This window comes from Collinsella aerofaciens (genome assembly GCF_040920445.1).
In the GTDB taxonomy this organism is placed as follows: domain Bacteria; phylum Actinomycetota; class Coriobacteriia; order Coriobacteriales; family Coriobacteriaceae; genus Collinsella; species Collinsella aerofaciens_BH.
On the sequence record NZ_JBCOTQ010000019.1, the window covers coordinates 2,786 to 22,276 of the forward strand.

Consider the following 19,491-nt stretch of genomic DNA (forward strand, 5'->3'; position numbering starts at 1 on the left):
CACAAGAACAGCTATGGCAACTCGTCCGGCGGCCAAAGCGGTACCGACAGCTCGAGCTCCAATACGCTGGAGGACTTGAGCAACAAGGCGCAGGAGTTGGGAGATAAGGCGCAAGAGCTGGGCGATACGGCACAAAACCTGGGTGATACTGCTCAGAATCTGGGCGATATGGCTACCAATGCCTGGGACGCTCTGCAAAACGGCATTTCGGGCGCACAGGGTAACTAGCTGTTAAGCGGGCTACAGCTGCTCTGCCGGACGGTCGGGCGAGCTAAAGCCCGAGTCAAACGTAACGACGCATGATGCATCGGGCCGGCGCTCGTGCACGATGCGCGTGACGAGCTCCAGTAGCTCCTCGTCGGATATGTCAAAGCCGTCGGGACGCACCAGGTCAAACGAAACAAAGCCGTCGTGCTCGTGCAGGTCGTGGATGGAAAGCGCAGGGTCGATCTGCGCTACGCCGCGCTTTACCCAGCCGCGCAGGTCGTCACCGGTTGTTGCAATGGGGTCGCAGTGCAGCGTAATGCCAATGCCCATCTGGCGTTTGATGTCGTGTTCGATGGTGTCCAGAATCTCGTGGTGCTCAAAGGCATCGCCCTCGCCGGGCATTTCCACGTGTGCGCTGGCAAACTGACGGCCGGGGCCGTAGTCATGCACCATGAGGTCGTGCGTGCCTAGAACCTGGGGGTATGACATGATCCTGTCGCGGATTTCCTGGACGAGCTTGGGGTCGGGCGCTTGCCCCAACAGCGGGCTGATGGCGTCGCGCACCAGGCCCATGCCGCTGATGCAAATGAAGATGCCCACGCCCAGGCCTGCCCAGCCGTCGAGATCAAAGCCGGTCGCTTGCGAAATAAGCGCCGCCGCCAAGACCGAGCCCGAGGTGATGACGTCATTCTTGGAGTCCTGTGCCGTGGCGATGAGCGTCTCGGAATCGATGCGGTTGCCCAGCGTGCGGTTGAATGCCGCCATCCAGAGCTTAACGAGCATGGACAAGACGAGGGCGGCTAAGGAGAGCACCGAATATGCAGTGGGGGAAGGCTTGATGATCTTAGTGACCGACTCGAGGATCAGATTGATGCCGACGGCGCAAACCAGGACGGCGACAAACAGACCGGCCAGGTACTCGTAGCGGCCGTGGCCATAAGGGTGGCCCTCGTCTGCCGGGCGGCTGGCAAGGCGGAACCCGAGCAGACTCACGATGTTGCTCGAGGCATCGGAGAGGTTGTTGAAAGCGTCGGCGATGAGGGAGACGGAGCCGGCAAGCAGGCCCGCGATGCCCTTGGCTAGGCACAGAGTGATGTTGAGGCCAATGCAGATGAGGCTTGCGGCAAAACCCGCGTTGGTGCGGCAAGATGCATCGACCGGCTCGCCCTCGCTGCCGGGAACAAGCGTATGTACCAGCCGATTTACAAATAGCATAGCGGTCGTCCTCACAATCATGTTTAAGGGGATAGTGTAGCTCGCACGGGGGCGCCGTGCGCCGATGCTCAGAAAATGCAGCAATAGTCTGCCGGTGCTAACGAGCGAGACTTCTCGTCTGCCTGGGTGGTCCATTTTGGGCCACATGGGTATGGGCATGTGCCTGCTTGCTCGACATACTTAATGTCGACAGCCCCTGTGCAAAGGAGGACGTTTCCATGGACGAGATGTTTGCCATTAAATGTCAAAACTGCGGCGGCCCTATGTACTCGCACCAGGCTAAGCGCAGCTTTGAGTGCGCCTATTGCGGCACGGTGGTTCCGTGGCAGGCGGACGCCGGAGAGCCCAAGAGCGCTTTGGGTATTCGCCATACGCCGTTGACGGTGGTGGATGGACTGCTCAAACTCACGCATGTGTCGCAACTCGAGCGCCCGCAGGACCCGGACTGGTATTTCTTCAATGCGCACTGGCGCAATCAGTCGGTCCTGGAACATCTGCTGTGGGAGGATCGCGGCACGGCGCAGGAGTTCCAAGAGGCCACGCATGTGAGCATTCCTTGCCCCTTCTGCGGAGCGTCCTTTGAGGGCGAGTCAACGCAGCGTGTGTTTGAGTGCCCGTCCTGCGGCAATAAGATCGGCATTGCGGACCTGCTCAAGCCGGGGACGTTTAGCAAGCGCCTGACCATGGGCGTTGGTGCGGAGTATGTGCCCGAGCAGGGTATTCCCTGCGAAATCTCGCCGCAGCAGGCACGTGCCAACGCGCTGCAGTTGGTGCGCCAGTATCCGGATGCCTTTGCCGGGCACGACGTGGAAGACGCGATCCAAAACGACATGATGCTCTTCTATTTCCCCATGGCGCTGGCGGACTTGCGCATGATGGCGAGCTTCCCGGGCAAGGGCCTGAGCAAGGAGGCCTTGGTGTACTACGAGGTGCTCGACTGGGCATACCCCAGGGCAAACTACCTGGACGTTCGCCTCATGGGCATTTTGGAGCCGTGGGACTTTGCCAAGGTCGGTCCGTTCGATCCCGCCATGCAGGAAGGTGACTTTCGCGTTGTCTCAGTCGATGCGTCTACCAAGGACCAGGTGGTCATTGATAAGTTGGCGCTCGACGTTGCGGGCAACGACGCCGAGGCTGTACTGGGGCTCAATAAAAAGAGCATTCGCATGTGGGCGCGCAAGGCCCGCAAACATAAGGACGGCCTGGTGATGGTGCCGGTCTACTTTGTCGATCGTCCGGCGACAGACGGCCGCGATGGCGAGCAGGTGCGCATTGCCGTAAACGGCCAGACGGGCCGCGCGGCCGCGGTGGTGTTTAGCGACAAGCGCGAAACGCATATCGTGGCGCCGCTCAGCCCGAGCCTGCATCTGTCCGGTGAGAGCACCGTGCACGCCACGCCCGTCGAGGTCAAATACGTTAAATCGCCCTTCCTGTACCAGATCGTGCGCCGTGGAGGCGGCGAGCAACCGCGCCAGGTTGCAGCCGCCGTCGAGGGTTCCTACCGAGAGGAGAAGCCCAAACGCCGCGGTCTGCTGGGTGCGCTATTTGGGAAGTAGGGGAGTAGCACCGGTTGTTGCCGTAAGGTGATGGCCGGGGGTGCGGGGCAGCTCTCAGGAGTGCGGGCTGCCGTCTGATTGTTTGAGGGTGCCAGATGTAAATAAACAGTGGAGCGGCTGCAAAAGAGCCTCCTCACTGGGTAAAATCAGGTTGTGCCGCGGAACCCGCTCCTCAGCTAGTCACACTTCGGAAGCGCGGGCAACGCAGGTATTATCGTCTAAAGGGCCGGCTGCAACCGGCCCTTTTCTGTGGCAGCCAATGGACCCACATCAGACGAAGGCCGCGTCTTTGCCTGTCAGGTCACGCTCGCCAGCCACGGCTAGAATGTCGTTGCCGGCGTCCATGACCGGTATTGTTTCGTAGCGTGCGTCGCAACCGCGAGTGCGCCTGCGACGGCTGCGGTGGCTTCGGTCGCAACGTGCTGCTACCCTTGCGTTTCGCCATTGGTCGCTTCGTTGATGGCGCGGTACTCGGCGCTTAGTTCGCGCGCCAGCTCTTCCTTGCTTGGAAGATACGGCAGGTATTTGGCGGCAAACACTTGGTCGTTGTCTTCGGGCAGCGTGTACTCGACAATCGAATCGCTTTTGTCCGCGCAGAGCACGATGCCTATGGGCGGATTGTCGCCTTCGTTCATGAGCTCGCGCGTGTAGTAGTTCACATACATTTGCATCTGGCCCAGGTCCTGATGCGTAAGGTCGTCCGTCTTAAGGTCGATGAGCACGAAGCAACGCATCAGATAGTTGTAAAAAACAAGGTCAATATAGAAATGGCGCCCATCAAAGGTGATGCGCTTTTGGCGCGCCTCGAAAGCGAAACCACGGCCAAGCTCCAGCAGGAACTTCTGAAGATGCGTGATGAGCGCCTGCTCTAGATCGCTCTCGCGAAACGCAGTATCGTCCGAGAAACCTAAAAACTCCAGTACATATGGGTCGCGGATGATATCCTCGGGGCGACGAGCCGGGGCGCTCTTTTGGATTTCCTGGGTGACGGCCTCCTTGTCCTTGCTGGCAAGTAGGCGCTCGCGGAACATGGTGTTGATCTGGCGTTCGAGCTGACGCGTGCTCCAACGAGAATCGGCGCATTCGTTCATGTACCATGTTCGAGCATCAGGGTCGGTTATACGCGATAACCTGCGGTAATGTGTCCAATTCAATTCGGAACGCAGCGCGTTCCGGATTGGGAACGCAAGATAAAACTGACGCATGTATCTTAAGCTTCTGGCGTTGAAGCCTCTGCCAAAATCCTTAGTCAATCTAACGGCAAGTTCGTCGATCAGTGCATCGCCATACTTGGCGCGCTCCTCTCCGCCCTGTTCATCAACAATACTCTTGCCGATCTCCCAATATGCCTCAACCATCGCAAAGTTAACGGCGGTATAGGCCTTGTCGCGAGCGGCGTTGAGAATCGAGGAGACCTGCTTGTAAAAACCTTCGGGCACGATTGCCGATTCTCCACGGTTTACTAGTTCACCCATCACTGTCGCCCCACTTTCCTCTTGTGGAATGCATCTTTAACGCATTTAGTTTAAAGCCTCGCGCGGACACGAATTGCCATGTTGTCTGGCACCTTCGCATGGGAGCCTTGCGGTGGTTAAAATGTGACCATAGAGGCAGTTTTAGCGAACCCCGCGGGAGTGACGCGTATGGACAACAACACGCTGCTGTTCCAGGACAAAGGTTCGGGTAGGTTTAAAGACGTCAAGATCTACCCTAACCGCATCGAGGTGCTCAAGAAGGGCACTTTTGGTGGCAAGCACACCGAGATTGTTTATCTTAAGGACATTACGGGGGTCAGCAGGATCAAGGGCCGCGACGTTTTCCTACGTAACAGGCTGTTGACTGCCTGTGTCTTTAGTCTGAGCAGCCGCTCCCAAGCTCAGGAGTTCGTGAATGCGCTGAACATGGTGATGTAGCCGATAACGGTGTTCGGGCTAAGGTAAAAATCGGGGCGCAGAACGGTATTCTGCGCCCCCCCAATTGAGTCGATGTGTCTAAAAGGCGGGCTTGCCTATTCGCTGTCGTCCCCAACGTTTTCGCGGTCATTGGCAAGCATCGCCGCGCCGGCGACCGTTGTCGCCACGGCGGCGGCAGCGAGCCCGGCGGCAACGCCAGAGCCGTCGCCCGTGTCGGCGAGTTTTCCGGTCGAGCCCTTGCTCTTGTTGCCGCCGCCGTTCTTGTCGGCGCCGTCTGCGTTGGAACCCGTGCCGCTACCGGTGCCGCCTGCACTGCCCGAGGCCGCTACGGTAAAGCTTGCGGCTCCATCGCTGGCGAGCGTGTAGCTCTGCGCCGCGTCGCCCAAGAGACCGTTCACGCGCACCCAGTACGTTCCCGCGGTAAATGCCTCGCCCTCGGCCATCGCCGTTCCCGGAGCGCCGTTCGCGTCGTGCACAAACTCGAGCTGGGCCGTGCAGGCATCGGTTTCGAGCTTGCCCTCGAGTGATGCCGCAATCTTGGCGCGCACGTCTTCGCCGGCCTTAAGGCCTTCGAGTCCCTCAAAATGGGGCGTCAGCGCGCGTGGATCGATATCGATGGGCACGGAGCCCCGCAGCTCCGTAACGGTCTCGTTGCCCAAGGCGTCGACATCCACATATTCGATGGCAAACGCATGGCCCGAAGCTGCCACGTTGAGTACGTTGCTGCTGTCGACGAGGCGGAAATGACCCTCGCCAACGGTCTTGCCATCCTGGAATGAGGCATCGCTCAGCGAGTCGCCGTACGTCATGCGCATGCGGGTCGGGAGATAGTACGGGAGATAGTACGAAGCCGTCTGCTTGTGCTCCGTATCGTAATTGCGCTGGTAGATGCTCCGGGCCAGCGCCGCATCAACAAAGTCGGATGCGATGATGCCAATGTGCTTGAGGTAATCTGACTTTGTATCCTCGATGCCGCTGGGATTGATGTACGGGCTCTTGTACAGATGCTCGTTGACTACTCGTGCCGAGGTAAAAGGATTGCCTCCGTGCGACAAGCCCGTGCAGCTGGTGTAGTTGATAGACCAGCAACGCTCCTGGACTTGCACCTCGGCCCCGGCATCGTCCACGACGTCCACCTTGTTGCACGTGCGCCCGGTCGTTTCCTTCAGCGCATTATCGACCCAGCTGAGCTTGTCGGTTCCCGTGAGTTTGTACTTGTCCTGGGCATATACCTTGGTGCAATAGGGCTCTTCATTGCCCGTTTCCCCTATGGCTTCAAATCCCCGCGCGTCTTGGATGAGACACATCGACTGCCCGGAATGCGCCTTGATCTTGTCATCCCATTGGGTGAGGTCGAGGCCCCACGTGTGGCCGCTTACGCTGTTGCCGGCGAGCCCAAATCGACGCAGCAGGACGATCTTTCCGCGCACCTCGCCCAGCGTGGGGACGTGGCTCGACGTGTAGAACAGGTTGGGGTTATCGGCCATAACCTTGGCGAAGGCCGTCGTTATGCTTTCGTCGGTAGCCTCATCGTTGCCGCGCGATGCGAGCATGATGAGCGCTTCTGACGGGTTTTCGTTCAAAAACGTTTTGAAGTACCCGATGACATCGGAGAGATGCAGATAGTTCCCGTCTTTTTTGAGTAGGTAGAAAATCCCGTGGTCGATGCCGGGGTCATCGCCCTTTCCGAGCCGGATATCAAAATAGCGAATGCCTTCGAGCAACTGCGTGGGAATGTAATCCTGCTGGCATTTTACTTGCGAGGATTGGGGCTCAGTGTCGTTGTCCACGCTGCAGGTGCCCGAATCGTGCGTACCCGGGATGCTCAGCTCGTCGAGGAACTTGTTGTCGTCGACGTATTTCATCCAACATGGTCCGTCGACGTAGCTGCTGTACGTGATCCAGTCGAGGCTGCTAACCGTGGCATCGTTCTTTTTCATGTCGTAACCGATAAGTTCGAGCTCCCACGGAATGCTCTTACTCTTATGGCAGATCTTATTGTTGTCCTGGTCTTCGCCGTTCGATTCTATTGCCAGGTACTTAATGTCTTTTTTCTCGGTTTCTTTCTCGACCGTGCGGTCTCGGATGATATAGGTTCCGTTTGATTGACGCTCGAACGCAAAAGCGCGGCTGGGCTTGTTGTCATACTCGCCGCCCCATACGTGGATGACCTTTCCATCTTTGTCAGAGTCGTCGTCGACCGACCAAATGCTGTAGCCCGTCTTTTTATGCTCTTCGAAATTGAGCAAGGTGCGGATAGCATACCAGTTTGTATCGTCATTCTTGGTCGTTACGTTCTCAAGGATGAGCTTGCTGGACGTGCCGTCGTTAAACAGGTGGCAGACGTTGCCGCGAACGTTGCCGTCTTGGTTGACGCTCGCGGTGCGAAAATAGCCCGCGGGGCGAAGGCGAATGACGAAATTGTCGAGGCTGTCCGACGGTGCGGGTGTGTTGTCTGCAAATGCCGCTCGCAGGGGAATGCCCGGCGCTGCGGTTTCGGGCAGGCTTGCAAGTGGTGACAACGCCGCAAGCCCTAGGCCCAGCGTAAACGCTCGGCGGCTGATGGCATGGTGTTCGGTCATAACTTCTCCATTCGCAGAGTGCGGTTATGCGATAGTTTTGGTCACTATACTGCCCAGATGTTTAAAGATGCTGGTTTAATTTTCTGCGCGGCGCAATAAATCGGTGGGCGGACGTGTTGGGGTGTTTGTCGTTTTCGTACTGTTGCCACATTTGGGGCGGTTCCGGCGTCCAGCATCCTCGCGTTCGTCGGCTACAGGCATAAGAAAGGGAGGGTCGGTTTACCGGCCCTCCCTGGGTACGAAGCGCTGGGGTACCGTCGCTTGTTTGCACTGCGACCGTGTTTCCCGTTGCGCTCGCCAGTCGCTTAGCGCTTGATCTCGATATCGTCGAGCTTGACGTCCATGGCCTCGGTCTTGGCCTCGGCGATGTCGTCGGCAAATTCCAGAGACTTCATCATGGTCTCGACGGCGTCCTTGTGCTCCTCGACGTTGTCGATACGCACATACACACTGCCGCCGTCAACGTCGGTGAAGTATTCGGTCGTTACGCCGCCCGAGTGTGTATAGGAAGCGTTGCGCCAAGTCTTGCCGTTGTACTTGACGGGGTCATTCTCGGTCCACTCAAAGCTGGCATTCCACTTTGCCTCGTAGTCGAACAGCTCGTCGGCGTTCTTGTCAGGATCGAAGACGGGGATGAAGCGGTCGCTCGCGTGCTCGCTCTCGGTGATCTTAAACTGGGCCCTGTCGGCAGTGTCGCCTGCGACGTCGGTGATCTCGACGCCCTCGGGGACCTCGACCTTAAACCAAATGAAGTCGGTCCTCATATCCACGGCTGGCTTTTCTGCGCCGCCGCCACCACCACTGCCGGTAGCGCCGCCGCTTCCGCCGCAACCCACCAGGGCAACCGCGGCAAAAAGACTCATGCAGAGGGTGAGAATCGCAAAGGCCTTCTTTTTCATGGTCGTGTCCTCCTCGATCTGTAACCGCCCATGGATTACCTGTCTTTACTGTACGCGTGGACGGCTCGCTAGGGTGGGCCATGTGTCCCATTCTGAGGGCCGGATTTGCGCCGTTAAGTGGCAATATGTTCGGGCGCAAAAGAGGGGAGGGCCGGTGCTGTCGGCCCTCCCCGGGTTGGGCGCCCGTTGTTTTAATGGGGCGCATGTGCGCGGGTGCGCGTAGGCGCGTGCGGGTGTCCCGTTACTTGATCTCGATGCTCGAAATCTCGACTTCGCGTGCCTCGGTAACCGCTTCGTTCATGTCGTCGGGGAACTCGATGGAGTTCAGAAGCGCCTCGGCTTCTTTCTTGTGCTGGTCGAAGTTCGGGATGAGGATGTAGACGCTTCCCGGCTCGACGTCGGTAAAGAGCATGGTTGAGGTGCCGCTGTTGTCCTTGTACGTTCCGGTGAGCCATGTCCTGCCGTTGTACTCGACGGACCCGCCATCCTCCCACTGGAACGTATCGCCTTTCTTTTCTGCCTGGTCGGCATGGGACTCCTCAGCCGTCATCGCCTTTTTCCAGACGGGGATGAAGCGGTCGGAGGAACCGTTCTCGTCTTCGGGGAAGGTGAGCTGGATTCTATCTGCGTTCTTGCCAGCGGAGTCGCTAACGCCGACGCCTCCGGGCATCTCGACCTTAAACCAGATAAAGTCGGTCTTTTCGGCGACGGGGGCCTTTTCCTTGCCCTCGCTCTTGGCGGCGCTGCTGCCCCCGCTCGACGCGCTCCCGCCGCAGCCGACAAGGGCAAACGCGGAAAAGAGGGCGATGCACAGGGAAAGGATCGATAGGGTCTTTTTCTTCATGGTGGCGTCCTCCTTGTCTGCCAGGGACATCGTGTGCCGCGGATCGCTGGGGCGGCGGTTACGCATGCGCATGATGTCTTTGTTTACTGTGCGGTTATTCTTCCATTCGTCGTCCGGTGCCGTGATGAGCTTGCCCCAACATAGGGCTCCTTACCTATATGTATGCCCCAGTTGCCGCTGCCCGGAAGTCTCGAAAGGTGGGCCATGTGTCCCATGTTTGCGGTGCCGACGCCTATCGTTCGTCATAGAAATCCGCGATGGCCAGGTGCGCTGACGCTTATGTACTTATGGGCTAGACTTAGCACCATTATGTGATCGATGCGGTCGGTCGGCGGTTTCCACCCGACCGATGTATATGACTTGAAGGTGCATGTGTATGAGCCAAGAGATGATGGACAAGACCTGCCGCGGGTTTGCCGAGGCGCTTGCCGCGCGCGAGCCGGTTCCCGGCGGTGGCAGCGCGAGCGCCTTTGTGGGCGCGCTGGGCGCCTCGCTGTGCGGAATGGTTGCCCGCTACGGTGCGACTAATCCCGCGCTTGCTGATCGTGCGGATGACCTGACGCGCGCGTTTGCCCAGGCTGATGAGCTGGCCCAGGAGCTTGTCGAGTTGGTTTCCGAGGACGTTCGTGCCTACAGGCGGGTGTCCGCGGCGTACGGTATTCCGCGTGACGATCCGGCTCGAGCGACCGCGATTCAGGATGCGCTGCATGTGGCCGCTATGCCGCCGTATCGCATTATGGATGCCTGCGGGCGTGCGCTGGCGCTGCTCGAGGACATGGCCGACAAGGGTTCGCGTCAGCTGCTGTCCGATGTGGCGTGCGGCGCCGTGTTCTGCCGTGCCGCTATGCAGGGCGCGAGCTTGACGCTCTTTGCGAACACCACGTCTATGAAAGATCGCGTTCGTGCCGAGGAGCTCGAGACGGCGTGTGATGAGCTGCTCGACACATGGTTGCCGCGCGCCGATGCGCTGGCGCGCCGCGCCGCCGACGCTGCAAGGAAGAGAGGATAGCCATGGCTGAGCTACTGAAGGGTGCTCCTGTTGCCCGCGCGTTGACTGAGGAGCTCGCTGCTCGCTGCGCGGCTTTGCGTGAGCGCGGCGTTGTGCCCACGCTGGCCATCGTTCGCGTGGGCGAGCGCGAGGACGACCTGTCCTACGAGCGCGGCGCCCTTAAACGCTGCGAAAAGGTTGGCATCGAGGCGCGTCGCGTGTTGCTTCCTGCCGGTGTTTCGCAAGACGAGCTGTTGACGGCCATCGAGGACATCAATGCCGACTCGGCTGTTCATGGCTGTCTGATGTTTCGCCCGCTGCCCGCCGGCCTTGACGAGAACGCCGTCGCCGCAGCGCTCGATCTCGCCAAGGACGTTGACTCCATGACGCCGGCTTCGCTGCTCACCACGCTTTCGGGGCGCGGCGAGGGTTTTGCCCCCTGCACAGCCGAAGCCGTGCTTGCTTTGCTGGATCATTACGGCGTTGAGCTGGACGGCGCCAAAGTTGCCGTGGTCGGACGCTCACTGGTAATTGGCCGCCCCGTTGCCGCCATGCTTACGGCGCGCAACGCAACCGTGACGACGTGCCATACGCATACGCGCGATCTTGCCGCCGAGTGCTGTGCTGCTGACATTGTGGTTGCCGCCGTTGGACGCGCGCGCACGATTGGCGTGGATGCCGTTCGCGAGGACCAGACGATCATTGATGTGGGCATTAACTGGGATGAGGACGCTGGCAAGCTGGTGGGTGACGTCGATTTTGTTGCCGCGGAGCCGGTTGTTGGTGCCATCACCCCCGTGCCGGGCGGCGTGGGCGCCGTGACAACGGCGATTCTCGCCAAACACGTGATCGAAGCGGCCGAGCGCGCATCGAAATAGGCGTTTTGAAGCTGTTTGAGGGGTTAGTTCTATACCCCGTGGACAGAAAATGCCAAATATGAGTAGTGTTGCCAAGATAGTCACATATATTTTAGGTTAATTTGGCTCTCTAACGATATTTATTATCGATAGAGAGCCTATTTTATTGGACCTATGGGGAATTACATCATCTAATTTTTGAACAAATGTAGACTTCCGACACCCATGCGTAGCAAAATTGCTGTTACTAAATTGGTGACAGTACTCATATTTGGCATTTTTTGACCACAGGGGTTGCCGGTGCCGTGGTTTCGCCCTTTTTGCGTCGAAGCGATACACTGTTGCCGTTTGATTTCTTCGCTCAAGGAGGATGCGCATGCCGTGCACAACGATTCTGGTCGGTAAGAACGCGAGCTACGACGGGTCGACGCTTGTCGCGCGTAACGAGGACTCGTCCAACGGGGTGTTTGAGCCCAAGCGTATGCGCGTGGTGCATCCCGACGAGCAGCCGCGCGTCTACACGAGCGTCCTGAGTCACCTGACCGTTGAGCTGCCCGATAACCCCATGCGCTACACGAGTGTCCCCGATGTTGTCCCGGGCCACGGCATCTGGGCCGAGGCCGGTTTCAACGAGCTCAATGTGGGCATGTCCGCAACCGAGACGCTCACCACCAACGAGCGCGTCCGCGGCGCCGATCCGCTCGTCGACTACGTACCCGCCAAGGGCAACGAGGGCGAGGACGGATACGTTCCGGCACAGCCCGGCGGCTTGGGCGAGGAGGACATGGTGACCCTGGTGCTGCCGTATGCCAAGTCCGCCCGCGACGGCGTTCGTATCCTGGGCGACCTGCTCGAGCGCTACGGCACCTACGAGAACAACGGCATCGCCTTTAGTGATGTGGACGAGATCTGGTGGCTCGAGACCATCGGTGGTCACCACTGGATTGCCAAGCGCGTGCCTGACGACGCCTATGTGACCATGCCCAACCAGTTGGGTATCGACAGCTTTGACCTGGATGACGCCGAGGGCGCCCAGGCCGACCACATGTGCTCCGCCGACTTGCGCGCCTGGATGGCCGAGTGGCATCTGGACCTGACGCTGGGCGTCGAGGGCGACGGCCCGGCTGCGGTCTTTAACCCGCGCGAGGCCTTTGGCTCGCACAGCGACAGCGACCACGTCTACAACACGCCGCGCGCGTGGTACATGCAGCGCTGTCTCAACCCCAGCGACGTGTGGGATGGCCCCGACGCCGACTACACGCCCGAGAGCGACGATATCCCCTGGAGCCGCGTGCCCGAGCGCAAGGTGACCATCGAGGACATCAAGTACGTACTCTCGAGCCACTACCAGGGCACGGAGTACGATTGCTACGGTAGCAAGGGCACGCCCGCTACGCGTGGCGCATATCGCCCCATCGGCATCAACCGCAACAGCCAGCTCGCCGTGCTGCAGCTGCGTCCCTATGCGCAGCCGGCCTATCGCGCCGTGCAGTGGATGGCGTTTGGCTCCAACTCGTTTAACGCGCTGGTTCCGCTGTACGCCAACGTCGAGACCATGCCCGAGTACTATGCCGACACGCAGGCTCGCGTGACGTCCGAAAACTTCTACTGGGCCAACCGCCTGATCGGCGCGCTAGCTGACGTCCGCTTCCATGAGTGCGGTCGCGCGGTCGAGGATTATCAGGAGAAGGTCGGTGGCATGGGCCACAAGCAGATCCATGACGTCGACGCTGCCGTAGCCGTTTTGCCCGAGGCCGAGGTGCCTGCCGAGCTTGCACGCGCCAACGAGGCCTTTGCCGAGCGTGTCCGCGTGGAGACCGATGCTCTACTGAGCAAGGTGCTCTACACCACGAGCTGCGCCATGAAGAACTCTTTCGCGATGAACGACAACGTGAGGTAGGGATTTCCCGTCGATCGAATAGCGCTAAAACGCTTTGTCGCTTTCACTCAATCTTGGGTACAAGAACGCCAATGCAGTTGTTTGTGATTGGAGACAACCATGGTTATGAAACTCGATCAGCTTGTTAACGGCGCCATCAACGTTGGCTTTGGCGCTGCCGCCGTTGCCGTCGAGGGCAGCAAGAAGGTTCTCGACGACCTCAATACCAAGGGTGAGCAGGTGCGCAAGGACGCAGGCGCTCCCGATATCGCCCGCAGCGTGTCCGATATGTTCGAGCAGGCCGGCGGTACCATCTCCGATCTGACCGAGCGCTTGGGCACGCAGGGCGAGACCGCGGCCCAGCGCGTGCTCGACGAGCTCATCCTTGCCCGCGTCCGCGTTATGACCGCCCCCGAGCGCACGGCCTTCCTGGCCCATGTGCGCGACATCGTCGATTCGGTCGAGGACAACGTGACCTCGGTGCCCGTCGAGTCCGTTGAGCCCGACGATGCGAAGGATACCGAAGAGGCCGAGTAGCAGCGCAGATGGCAGATTCCACCACCGATTACAACAATCTAGACCCCTTGGGTGACGAGGCGGCGGTTGTCGATGAGGTCGACGCCGCCGTCTCGGGCGCTCGCAAGAAGCCGCGCGCCGTCGATATGGTGCCCGAGGAGCCCGACGCGATGGCGCCGGACGAGGAATACCAGCTCACGCCGGCGGGTCGTCGCGAACGCATTGGGCAGATTGTACGCCTGGTCAAAAAGTACCGCGTGTGGGATAACCTCACGCCGGTTCGTTTGCGCCGCCTGCTCGAGGAACTCGGCCCCATGTTCGTCAAGATGGGGCAGATTCTGGCCAACCGGTCCGAGATTCTGCCGCAACGCTTTTGCGACGAGCTGCGTCGTCTGCGCTCCGACGTGGAGCCGGTGCCGTACGAGGTCGTACTCAGTTGTCTGGAAGAAGAATACGGCCTGCGCCTGGGGGAGATGTTTGATGCGATCGACCCCAATCCGCTTGGTAGCGCATCGCTTGCGCAGGTGCACCGCGCACGTCTGGTGACGGGCGAGGACGTGGCCGTCAAGGTGCAGCGCCCCGGTGCGCAGCAGGTTATGGCACAGGACATCGATATCATCCGCTCGGTGGTGCGTATCGTTTCCAAGTTCGTCAACACCGATCAATTCGTTGACCTGCACGGCGTAGTCGAGGAGTTGTGGACCTCGTTTCGCGAGGAGACCAACTTTTTGGCCGAGGCCAAAAACCTCAACGACTTCTACGAGTTCCATAAGAGCGTTCATGGCGTGACGTGCCCTAAATCCTATCTGGACCTGTGCACCGAGCACGTGGTGGTCATGGACTACGTCGACGGCATTTCGATCGCCGATCCTGAACGCTTGGTGGCCGAGGGCTATGACTTGGAAAAGATCGGTGCCGCGATTGTCGAGGACTACTCGACGCAGGTGCTCAATGACGGCTTTTTCCATGCCGACCCGCATGCGGGAAACATCATCCTCAAGGACGGCATCGTTTACTTTATCGACTTGGGCATGGTCGGACGCATGTCGAGCCACGACCGTGGTATCGTCAAGGACATGATTTTCGCCGTGGCCGAGGGCGACGTGCCCAAGCTCAAGGATTCGCTCATGCGCTTTGCCGTGACGCGCGGCGATTCGGCCGAGCTTGACCATTCGGCCTTTTTGTCCGACTTGGACTTTATCGTGGCTGACTTTGCGGGCCTTGACCTGAAAGATCTGGATATCGGCGAGTTTTTGACCTCGCTGCTAAACCTGGCGCGCAAAAACGATGTTGAGCTGCCGAGCGTGGTAACGATGTTCGCGCGCGGCATGGTGACGCTCGAGGGCCTGCTGACCGAGTACATGCCCAACGTCAACATGATCCAGATCATCCAGACGCACATCAAAAACGAGAAAAGCACCTATGCGCGCGTGCGCGACATGGGGCGCGATCTTGCCGCGAGCAGCTATCGCGCAGCGAAGGGCTCACTCGAGGCGGCTGAGTACCTGGGGCTGGCTTCGCGTATGCTCACACGCGGGCAGCTTAAGGTGAACACGCAGATCATGAGCAGCGATAAGGCGCTGCGACAGCTGGGCGGAATTATCGACCGCATGTCGATGGCTATCGTTATCGCCGGCCTGTTTATCGGTTCGTCGGTGGTGTACTACGCACGCATCGAGCCGGTTGTGTTTGGTATCCCAGTCATTGGCTTTATGGGCTACGTGAGCGCGCTGGTGCTGGCGCTGATGCTGGGCCGCGAGATCTGGCGCAACAGCCACGGCAGCAAGCACTAGAGGCTGCGACCGTCACCGCATTTTCCTATCGCAAACAATAGCTTTTACCTTGGGCTTCGCCTGCGTGCGAGGCCCTTTTGCGTGATAGCATATTGGCGGTTTTAATCGATGGCCTAGATGGTGGTGCGGAGACGCACGAATGCGCGGTTTTCCTGCGCGTTTGGGAGAATCGGGGTGCAAGTCCCCGGCTGTACCAGTAACCGTAATTCCTCTTGGCTCGGGATGTTCGCGTCGCAGATCGGACGGCGCGCCTGAGCCGTTAAGGTTAAGTCGGATCGCCTCCCATCTTGCATGCGGCTGCGGCGTATGCCGCCGGCGTGCATAGGGCTCTGGAGGGAAGGGGGACCCCGATGGGGGAACTCGAGCGCAACATGCGCGATGACGTGGGGCAGCCTCAAGGCAACGCTCCAAGTACAGACAATGGGGGACAAATGGATATGTTTGAGGACGAGCGCGAGCGCGCCTCGTTGCATCGCCGTGGCGCGATTGCACGCGGTGTAGCCAAGCGCTGCCTGGTGGCATTCCTGGCCTTCGCGATGGCCTTTGGCACCACACCTGCTCAGCTGTGGGCCGAGGGCGCCGAGGGCATTGCCGAGGCCGTGGCTCAGGCTGCGACGTCGAGTGAGGACGCAGCGCTTGCGGGCGGTGCCGCTGAGCAGAGCGGCGCCGAGGTTTCGGATTCCGGGAGCGCGCCTGCAGCTAGTGCCGCCACAACAGAGGCGGCAACTGGCGACGAAGGCTCGGCGACGGGGGAGAGCCCTGCCACGAGTGAGCAGTCTTCGACGGCATCCGCTGGCCAAGCAGGATCTGCCGCCGCGGCTGCCGTTCAGACAGGGAACCCGACAGAAACTGGCGATGTCGCCAAGAAGCAAGTCGAGGTCTCGTTCTCGATTATCGGCACCGATGCCGACGGCAAGGCTCAGACCTGGGTGGCACCTACGCAACTCAAGCTCGACGAGGGCTCGACGGCTGCGGACGCCTTCGTTAAGCTGCAGCAGAAGACGGGCTTTAAGGCGGATTACGATCCGAACACGGCATACGGTTTCTACCTCAAAAGCATCACATCCCCGAACGATGGCCGCACGCTAGCCTACGATCCGACGACTTATGCCTTCTGGCAGCTGTTCGTCGACGGCGCGTCTTCCTCGGTTGGCGCGAGCAGCGTCAAGCTCACCCAGGGGCAGAAGATTGAGTTTGCCTATACGGCTGGTAGCTCGTCCCCTGTCGTTAAGGACCAGGTTGCCGCAAATGTGACCGTCATTGGTCGCGATGCCCAGGGCAAGACTCAGGCTTGGGTCGATAACGCGCAGTATGTGGTGACGTCCGGCTCGAGCGCACTTGACCTTACGAAGGTCGCGCTTGAGGCGAATGACATCGACGCCGTTGCTGCCGGCTCCTTCATTCTGAGCCTTAAGTACAACGGTGTTGAGCTGGGTACGCCCCAAGATTATTCGACCTATTGGCAGCTGTTCATCAACGGCAAGTCGAGCGACTATACGGCAGACAATGTCACCATCCATGCCGGCGATACCGTCACGTGGTTCTACGGTGGCTGGGGCGACCAGCTGCCCTCCGATTCTGTCCATGCTTCCGTTCAGGTCCTCGGTAAGGACAAGGATGGCAAGCAGCAGGTTTGGGCTTCGACGGGCCAGACGAGTCTCAAGGCGGGCTCTACTGCCAAGGACCTGTTGGAGCAGACTGGTCTTAAACTCAAAGCTACAGAAGAGTCTTGGGGTTGGTACCTTAGAGGCATTACCTCGCCGCTTGACGGTAAGACCTATTGTGGCTCTGATGCTGCGACCAATAGCTATTGGCGCTTCTACGTAAAGGGCAAGTCCGACGCAAAGTACAAGTTCGCCGACGTTGGCGCTGGTGCCTACGAGCTCCATGAGGGTGACGCCGTCACCTTTATGTATGCTGGCGACAGCGATGCCCTCCCTGGTCAGGTGCTTGGATCCGCCGATATCATCGGCCCCGATGTCAACGGCAACAATACTCGCTGGGGCTCGGCAAGCAATGTTTCCCTGCCCGAAGGCTCTACGGCTCAGGACCTTATTGAGACGGTTCTGAAGGCGAAGGGCATTGATTACAAGGCCTCCCAGAGTGGTGCATACTGGTCCATTACTTCGCCGTTCGAAGACAAGTCTTACGGCTATGATGGTGCGACCGGTAAATACTGGCATCTGTATATCAACGGAGAGTCCTCATCCCTCTGTGCCAACCAGGTCACGCTCAAGAGCGGCGACAAGGTTACATTTGCCTACACCACCGAAAAATCGCCCATGCCCGATCCCGACAAGATTGTCGTGGACCCGAGTGCGACGACTCCTAATTGGGATGCCGAGTGGGCCGGCTACGGCAACAGTGGCAACGGTTCGACCGTAACGGGTGCCAAGACGCCTGCGCAGGCCGCCGGTCTTAAGTGGGCCTTCGATTGGAAGGCCGAGTCTGGCCAGCAGTATGCCAACTGCAGCGAGCCTGTCATCGCTAACGGCTTTGTGTACATCGCGACCGAGAACGAGCTCATTAAGATCGATTCGTCCACGGGCAAAAAGGTTGCCTCTGCGCCGCTTGCCTCTAAGGTGAGCTATACCTCTCGCCCGATCTATACCAATGGCCTTATCATCGTTCCGCTCAACGGCGGTGCGGTCCAGGCGATTACTGCAGACAAGCTGATCTGCAAGTGGCTGTCGCCTGGTTTGACGGACTTGACGCAGAGCTCCTGCACCGTCGTTTCGGACGGCGAGTACGTCTATGTAGGCTCGGTCGATATTTCGTATGACGAGAATTACAACGCGACCTACGGCAACGGCTCCTTTATGCGCATTAAGATTGCCACGGGCGAAGTTTCTTGGCAGAACATTGACGCTTCCGAGGGCTATTACTGGACTGGTGCGGCTTTGACGGATAAGTATGCCATCGTTCCTACGAGCGCGGGTACGCTTAAGTGCATTGATAAGACGACGGGCGATGTCGTTTCGACCATGGAGCTCGGCGCTGTCGCAAATGCCGATTGCATTGCCGATCCGTCCAATGGTTCGACCTTCTATCAGATGACGCACGACGGAAAGCTCCATGTGATTTCGCTTTCGGCGAAGGGTGTGCTGAGTGCACAGAAGACGGTTGATCTGGGCCTTACGAATAATCTGAGCGCCCCTGCGGTGTCTGGTGACAATCTAATTGTCGGCGGACAGACGGCTACGGGCTCTGCTCTGGTTCTCTATAACCTGAAGACGGGTAAGACCACGATGGTCGCTGCTGCCGACGGCAAGGCGCTGCCGGCTGGCCTCAACGGTATTGCTGCTACTCCGCTGGTGAGTGTTCAGGGCGGCAAGACCTATGTGTACTTCACCGTTAACAGCGCGGATAGCAAGGATTACGTCAACTACTCTGCTGGTGGTGGCGTGTATCGCTATACGCTCGGCGATGCAGAGGCGACGCAGATTTATGATGCGGCTGGCCATTACCAGTACTGTGACTCTCCGGTCATTGCCGATGCATCTGGCAACCTGTACTACATCAATGATTCGGGTACGCTGTTTAAGCTCGGGACCGTTGAGTCTTGGACGGTTGCCTTTAATTCCAACGGCGGGTCTGCTTGCGACACTAAGTTTGTTGCTACGGCCGACGGCAAGCTGGTCAAGCCGGCCGATCCGACGCGCGATGGCTACACTTTCGGCGGTTGGTTCACCGATGAGGCTTGCACGCAGGCGTATGACTTCAGTACGCCGGTGACGGCCGATCTGACGCTGTATGCCAAGTGGACCAAGAATGCTGTTAACCCTGGCGGCAATGGCGGTTCTGGCTCCAATGGCGGCAATGGTGGCGCTGGCAACGGTTCCGGTGCTGGCGCTGGCACGGGCACGGGTTCCGGCTCCGGCACGAAGGGCCAGCAGACTGGCGGCGCTGTCGCTCCGGGTCATAAGCCGATGACCAAGACGACGGTGTCGACCAAGACCGAGACCAAGGACAACAAGTCCAACAAGAAGGACTCTGATAAGTCCGATAAGAAGGACGAGAAGAAGTCTGACAAGAAGTCTGACAAGAAGGACAGCAAGTCCGACAAGAAGTCCGATTCCAAGTCTGATACGGGTGCTGCTTCCACGACCACTGCTAAGAAGCCCTCTAGTGCTTCCGAGCAGGAGACTGGCGCCAACCCGCTCGCCATTGTTGGCGTTGCCGCCGGCGTCATCGGTCTCGCCATCGTCGGCGTGTTCGTGTTCACCAAACGTCGGTAGGTGA

General features: G+C 59.2%; 14 protein-coding genes. 9 read left to right on the forward strand and 5 right to left on the reverse strand.

Going from position 1 to position 19,491, the window contains the following annotated elements:
* Positions 1–228, forward strand: a 228-nt coding sequence (locus AB5405_RS04535) for a hypothetical protein (RefSeq protein WP_368137729.1), incomplete at its 5' end; no start/stop codon positions are given.
* Between the two features lie 12 nt (positions 229–240).
* Here AB5405_RS04535 and AB5405_RS04540 read toward each other — a convergent pair.
* Positions 241–1,422 carry a cation diffusion facilitator family transporter gene (locus AB5405_RS04540; RefSeq protein WP_368137730.1) on the reverse strand — a complete coding sequence of 394 codons (1,182 nt, stop codon included), beginning with the start codon at positions 1,420–1,422 and terminating at the stop codon, positions 241–243.
* Between the two features lie 218 nt (positions 1,423–1,640).
* On the opposite strand from AB5405_RS04540, the gene AB5405_RS04545 reads away from it, so the two are divergent.
* Positions 1,641–2,978, forward strand: coding sequence for a TFIIB-type zinc ribbon-containing protein (locus tag AB5405_RS04545; protein ID WP_349070699.1), 1,338 nt, complete (start codon positions 1,641–1,643; stop codon positions 2,976–2,978).
* Positions 2,979–3,403: 425 nt separating this feature from the next.
* Here the strand turns inward: AB5405_RS04545 and AB5405_RS04550 are convergent, their stop codons facing one another.
* Positions 3,404–4,453 (reverse strand): PDDEXK nuclease domain-containing protein, encoded by a 1,050-nt coding sequence (locus tag AB5405_RS04550; RefSeq protein WP_229028365.1) that lies wholly within the window; start codon positions 4,451–4,453, stop codon positions 3,404–3,406.
* Between the two features lie 168 nt (positions 4,454–4,621).
* Here AB5405_RS04550 and AB5405_RS04555 point away from each other — a divergent pair, with 168 nt between their 5' ends.
* The gene (locus AB5405_RS04555; protein WP_138340451.1) at positions 4,622–4,891 is read left to right on the forward strand and encodes a hypothetical protein; all 270 of its coding nucleotides are present in this window, start codon (positions 4,622–4,624) and stop codon (positions 4,889–4,891) included.
* Between the two features lie 95 nt (positions 4,892–4,986).
* Here AB5405_RS04555 and AB5405_RS04560 read toward each other — a convergent pair whose 3' ends face one another.
* The 3 genes from AB5405_RS04560 to AB5405_RS04570 all read right to left on the reverse strand — a co-directional run bounded on the left by AB5405_RS04560 (position 4,987) and on the right by AB5405_RS04570 (position 9,216).
* Positions 4,987–7,473 carry a phosphatidylinositol-specific phospholipase C gene (locus AB5405_RS04560; protein WP_368137731.1) on the reverse strand — a complete coding sequence of 829 codons (2,487 nt, stop codon included), beginning with the start codon at positions 7,471–7,473 and terminating at the stop codon, positions 4,987–4,989.
* Positions 7,474–7,778: 305 nt separating this feature from the next.
* On the reverse strand, positions 7,779–8,372 hold the full coding sequence (locus tag AB5405_RS04565; RefSeq protein WP_368137732.1) for a hypothetical protein: 594 nt from the start codon (positions 8,370–8,372) through the stop codon (positions 7,779–7,781).
* 241 nt (positions 8,373–8,613) lie between these two features.
* Positions 8,614–9,216 carry a hypothetical protein gene (locus tag AB5405_RS04570; protein WP_368137733.1) on the reverse strand — a complete coding sequence of 201 codons (603 nt, stop codon included), beginning with the start codon at positions 9,214–9,216 and terminating at the stop codon, positions 8,614–8,616.
* 376 nt (positions 9,217–9,592) lie between these two features.
* On the opposite strand from AB5405_RS04570, the gene AB5405_RS04575 reads away from it, so the two are divergent.
* From AB5405_RS04575 to AB5405_RS04600, 6 genes are all read left to right on the forward strand, one after another.
* Positions 9,593–10,225, forward strand: a complete 633-nt coding sequence (locus AB5405_RS04575; protein WP_195919175.1) for a cyclodeaminase/cyclohydrolase family protein — start codon at positions 9,593–9,595, stop codon at positions 10,223–10,225.
* Positions 10,226–10,227: 2 nt separating this feature from the next.
* Positions 10,228–11,082, forward strand: coding sequence for a bifunctional 5,10-methylenetetrahydrofolate dehydrogenase/5,10-methenyltetrahydrofolate cyclohydrolase (locus AB5405_RS04580; RefSeq protein ID WP_368137734.1), 855 nt, complete (start codon positions 10,228–10,230; stop codon positions 11,080–11,082).
* Positions 11,083–11,437: 355 nt separating this feature from the next.
* The gene (locus AB5405_RS04585) at positions 11,438–12,961 is read left to right on the forward strand and encodes a C69 family dipeptidase (protein ID WP_368137735.1); all 1,524 of its coding nucleotides are present in this window, start codon (positions 11,438–11,440) and stop codon (positions 12,959–12,961) included.
* Positions 12,962–13,060: 99 nt separating this feature from the next.
* Entirely contained in the window at positions 13,061–13,477 is a 417-nt protein-coding gene (locus AB5405_RS04590) for a hypothetical protein (RefSeq protein ID WP_099431942.1), read from the forward strand.
* Positions 13,478–13,485: 8 nt separating this feature from the next.
* The gene (locus tag AB5405_RS04595) at positions 13,486–15,249 is read left to right on the forward strand and encodes an ABC1 kinase family protein (RefSeq protein ID WP_368137736.1); all 1,764 of its coding nucleotides are present in this window, start codon (positions 13,486–13,488) and stop codon (positions 15,247–15,249) included.
* A 431-nt stretch (positions 15,250–15,680) separates the two neighbouring features.
* Positions 15,681–19,487 (forward strand): DUF4430 domain-containing protein, encoded by a 3,807-nt coding sequence (locus AB5405_RS04600; RefSeq protein WP_368137737.1) that lies wholly within the window; start codon positions 15,681–15,683, stop codon positions 19,485–19,487.
* Positions 19,488–19,491: the final 4 nt, after the last annotated feature.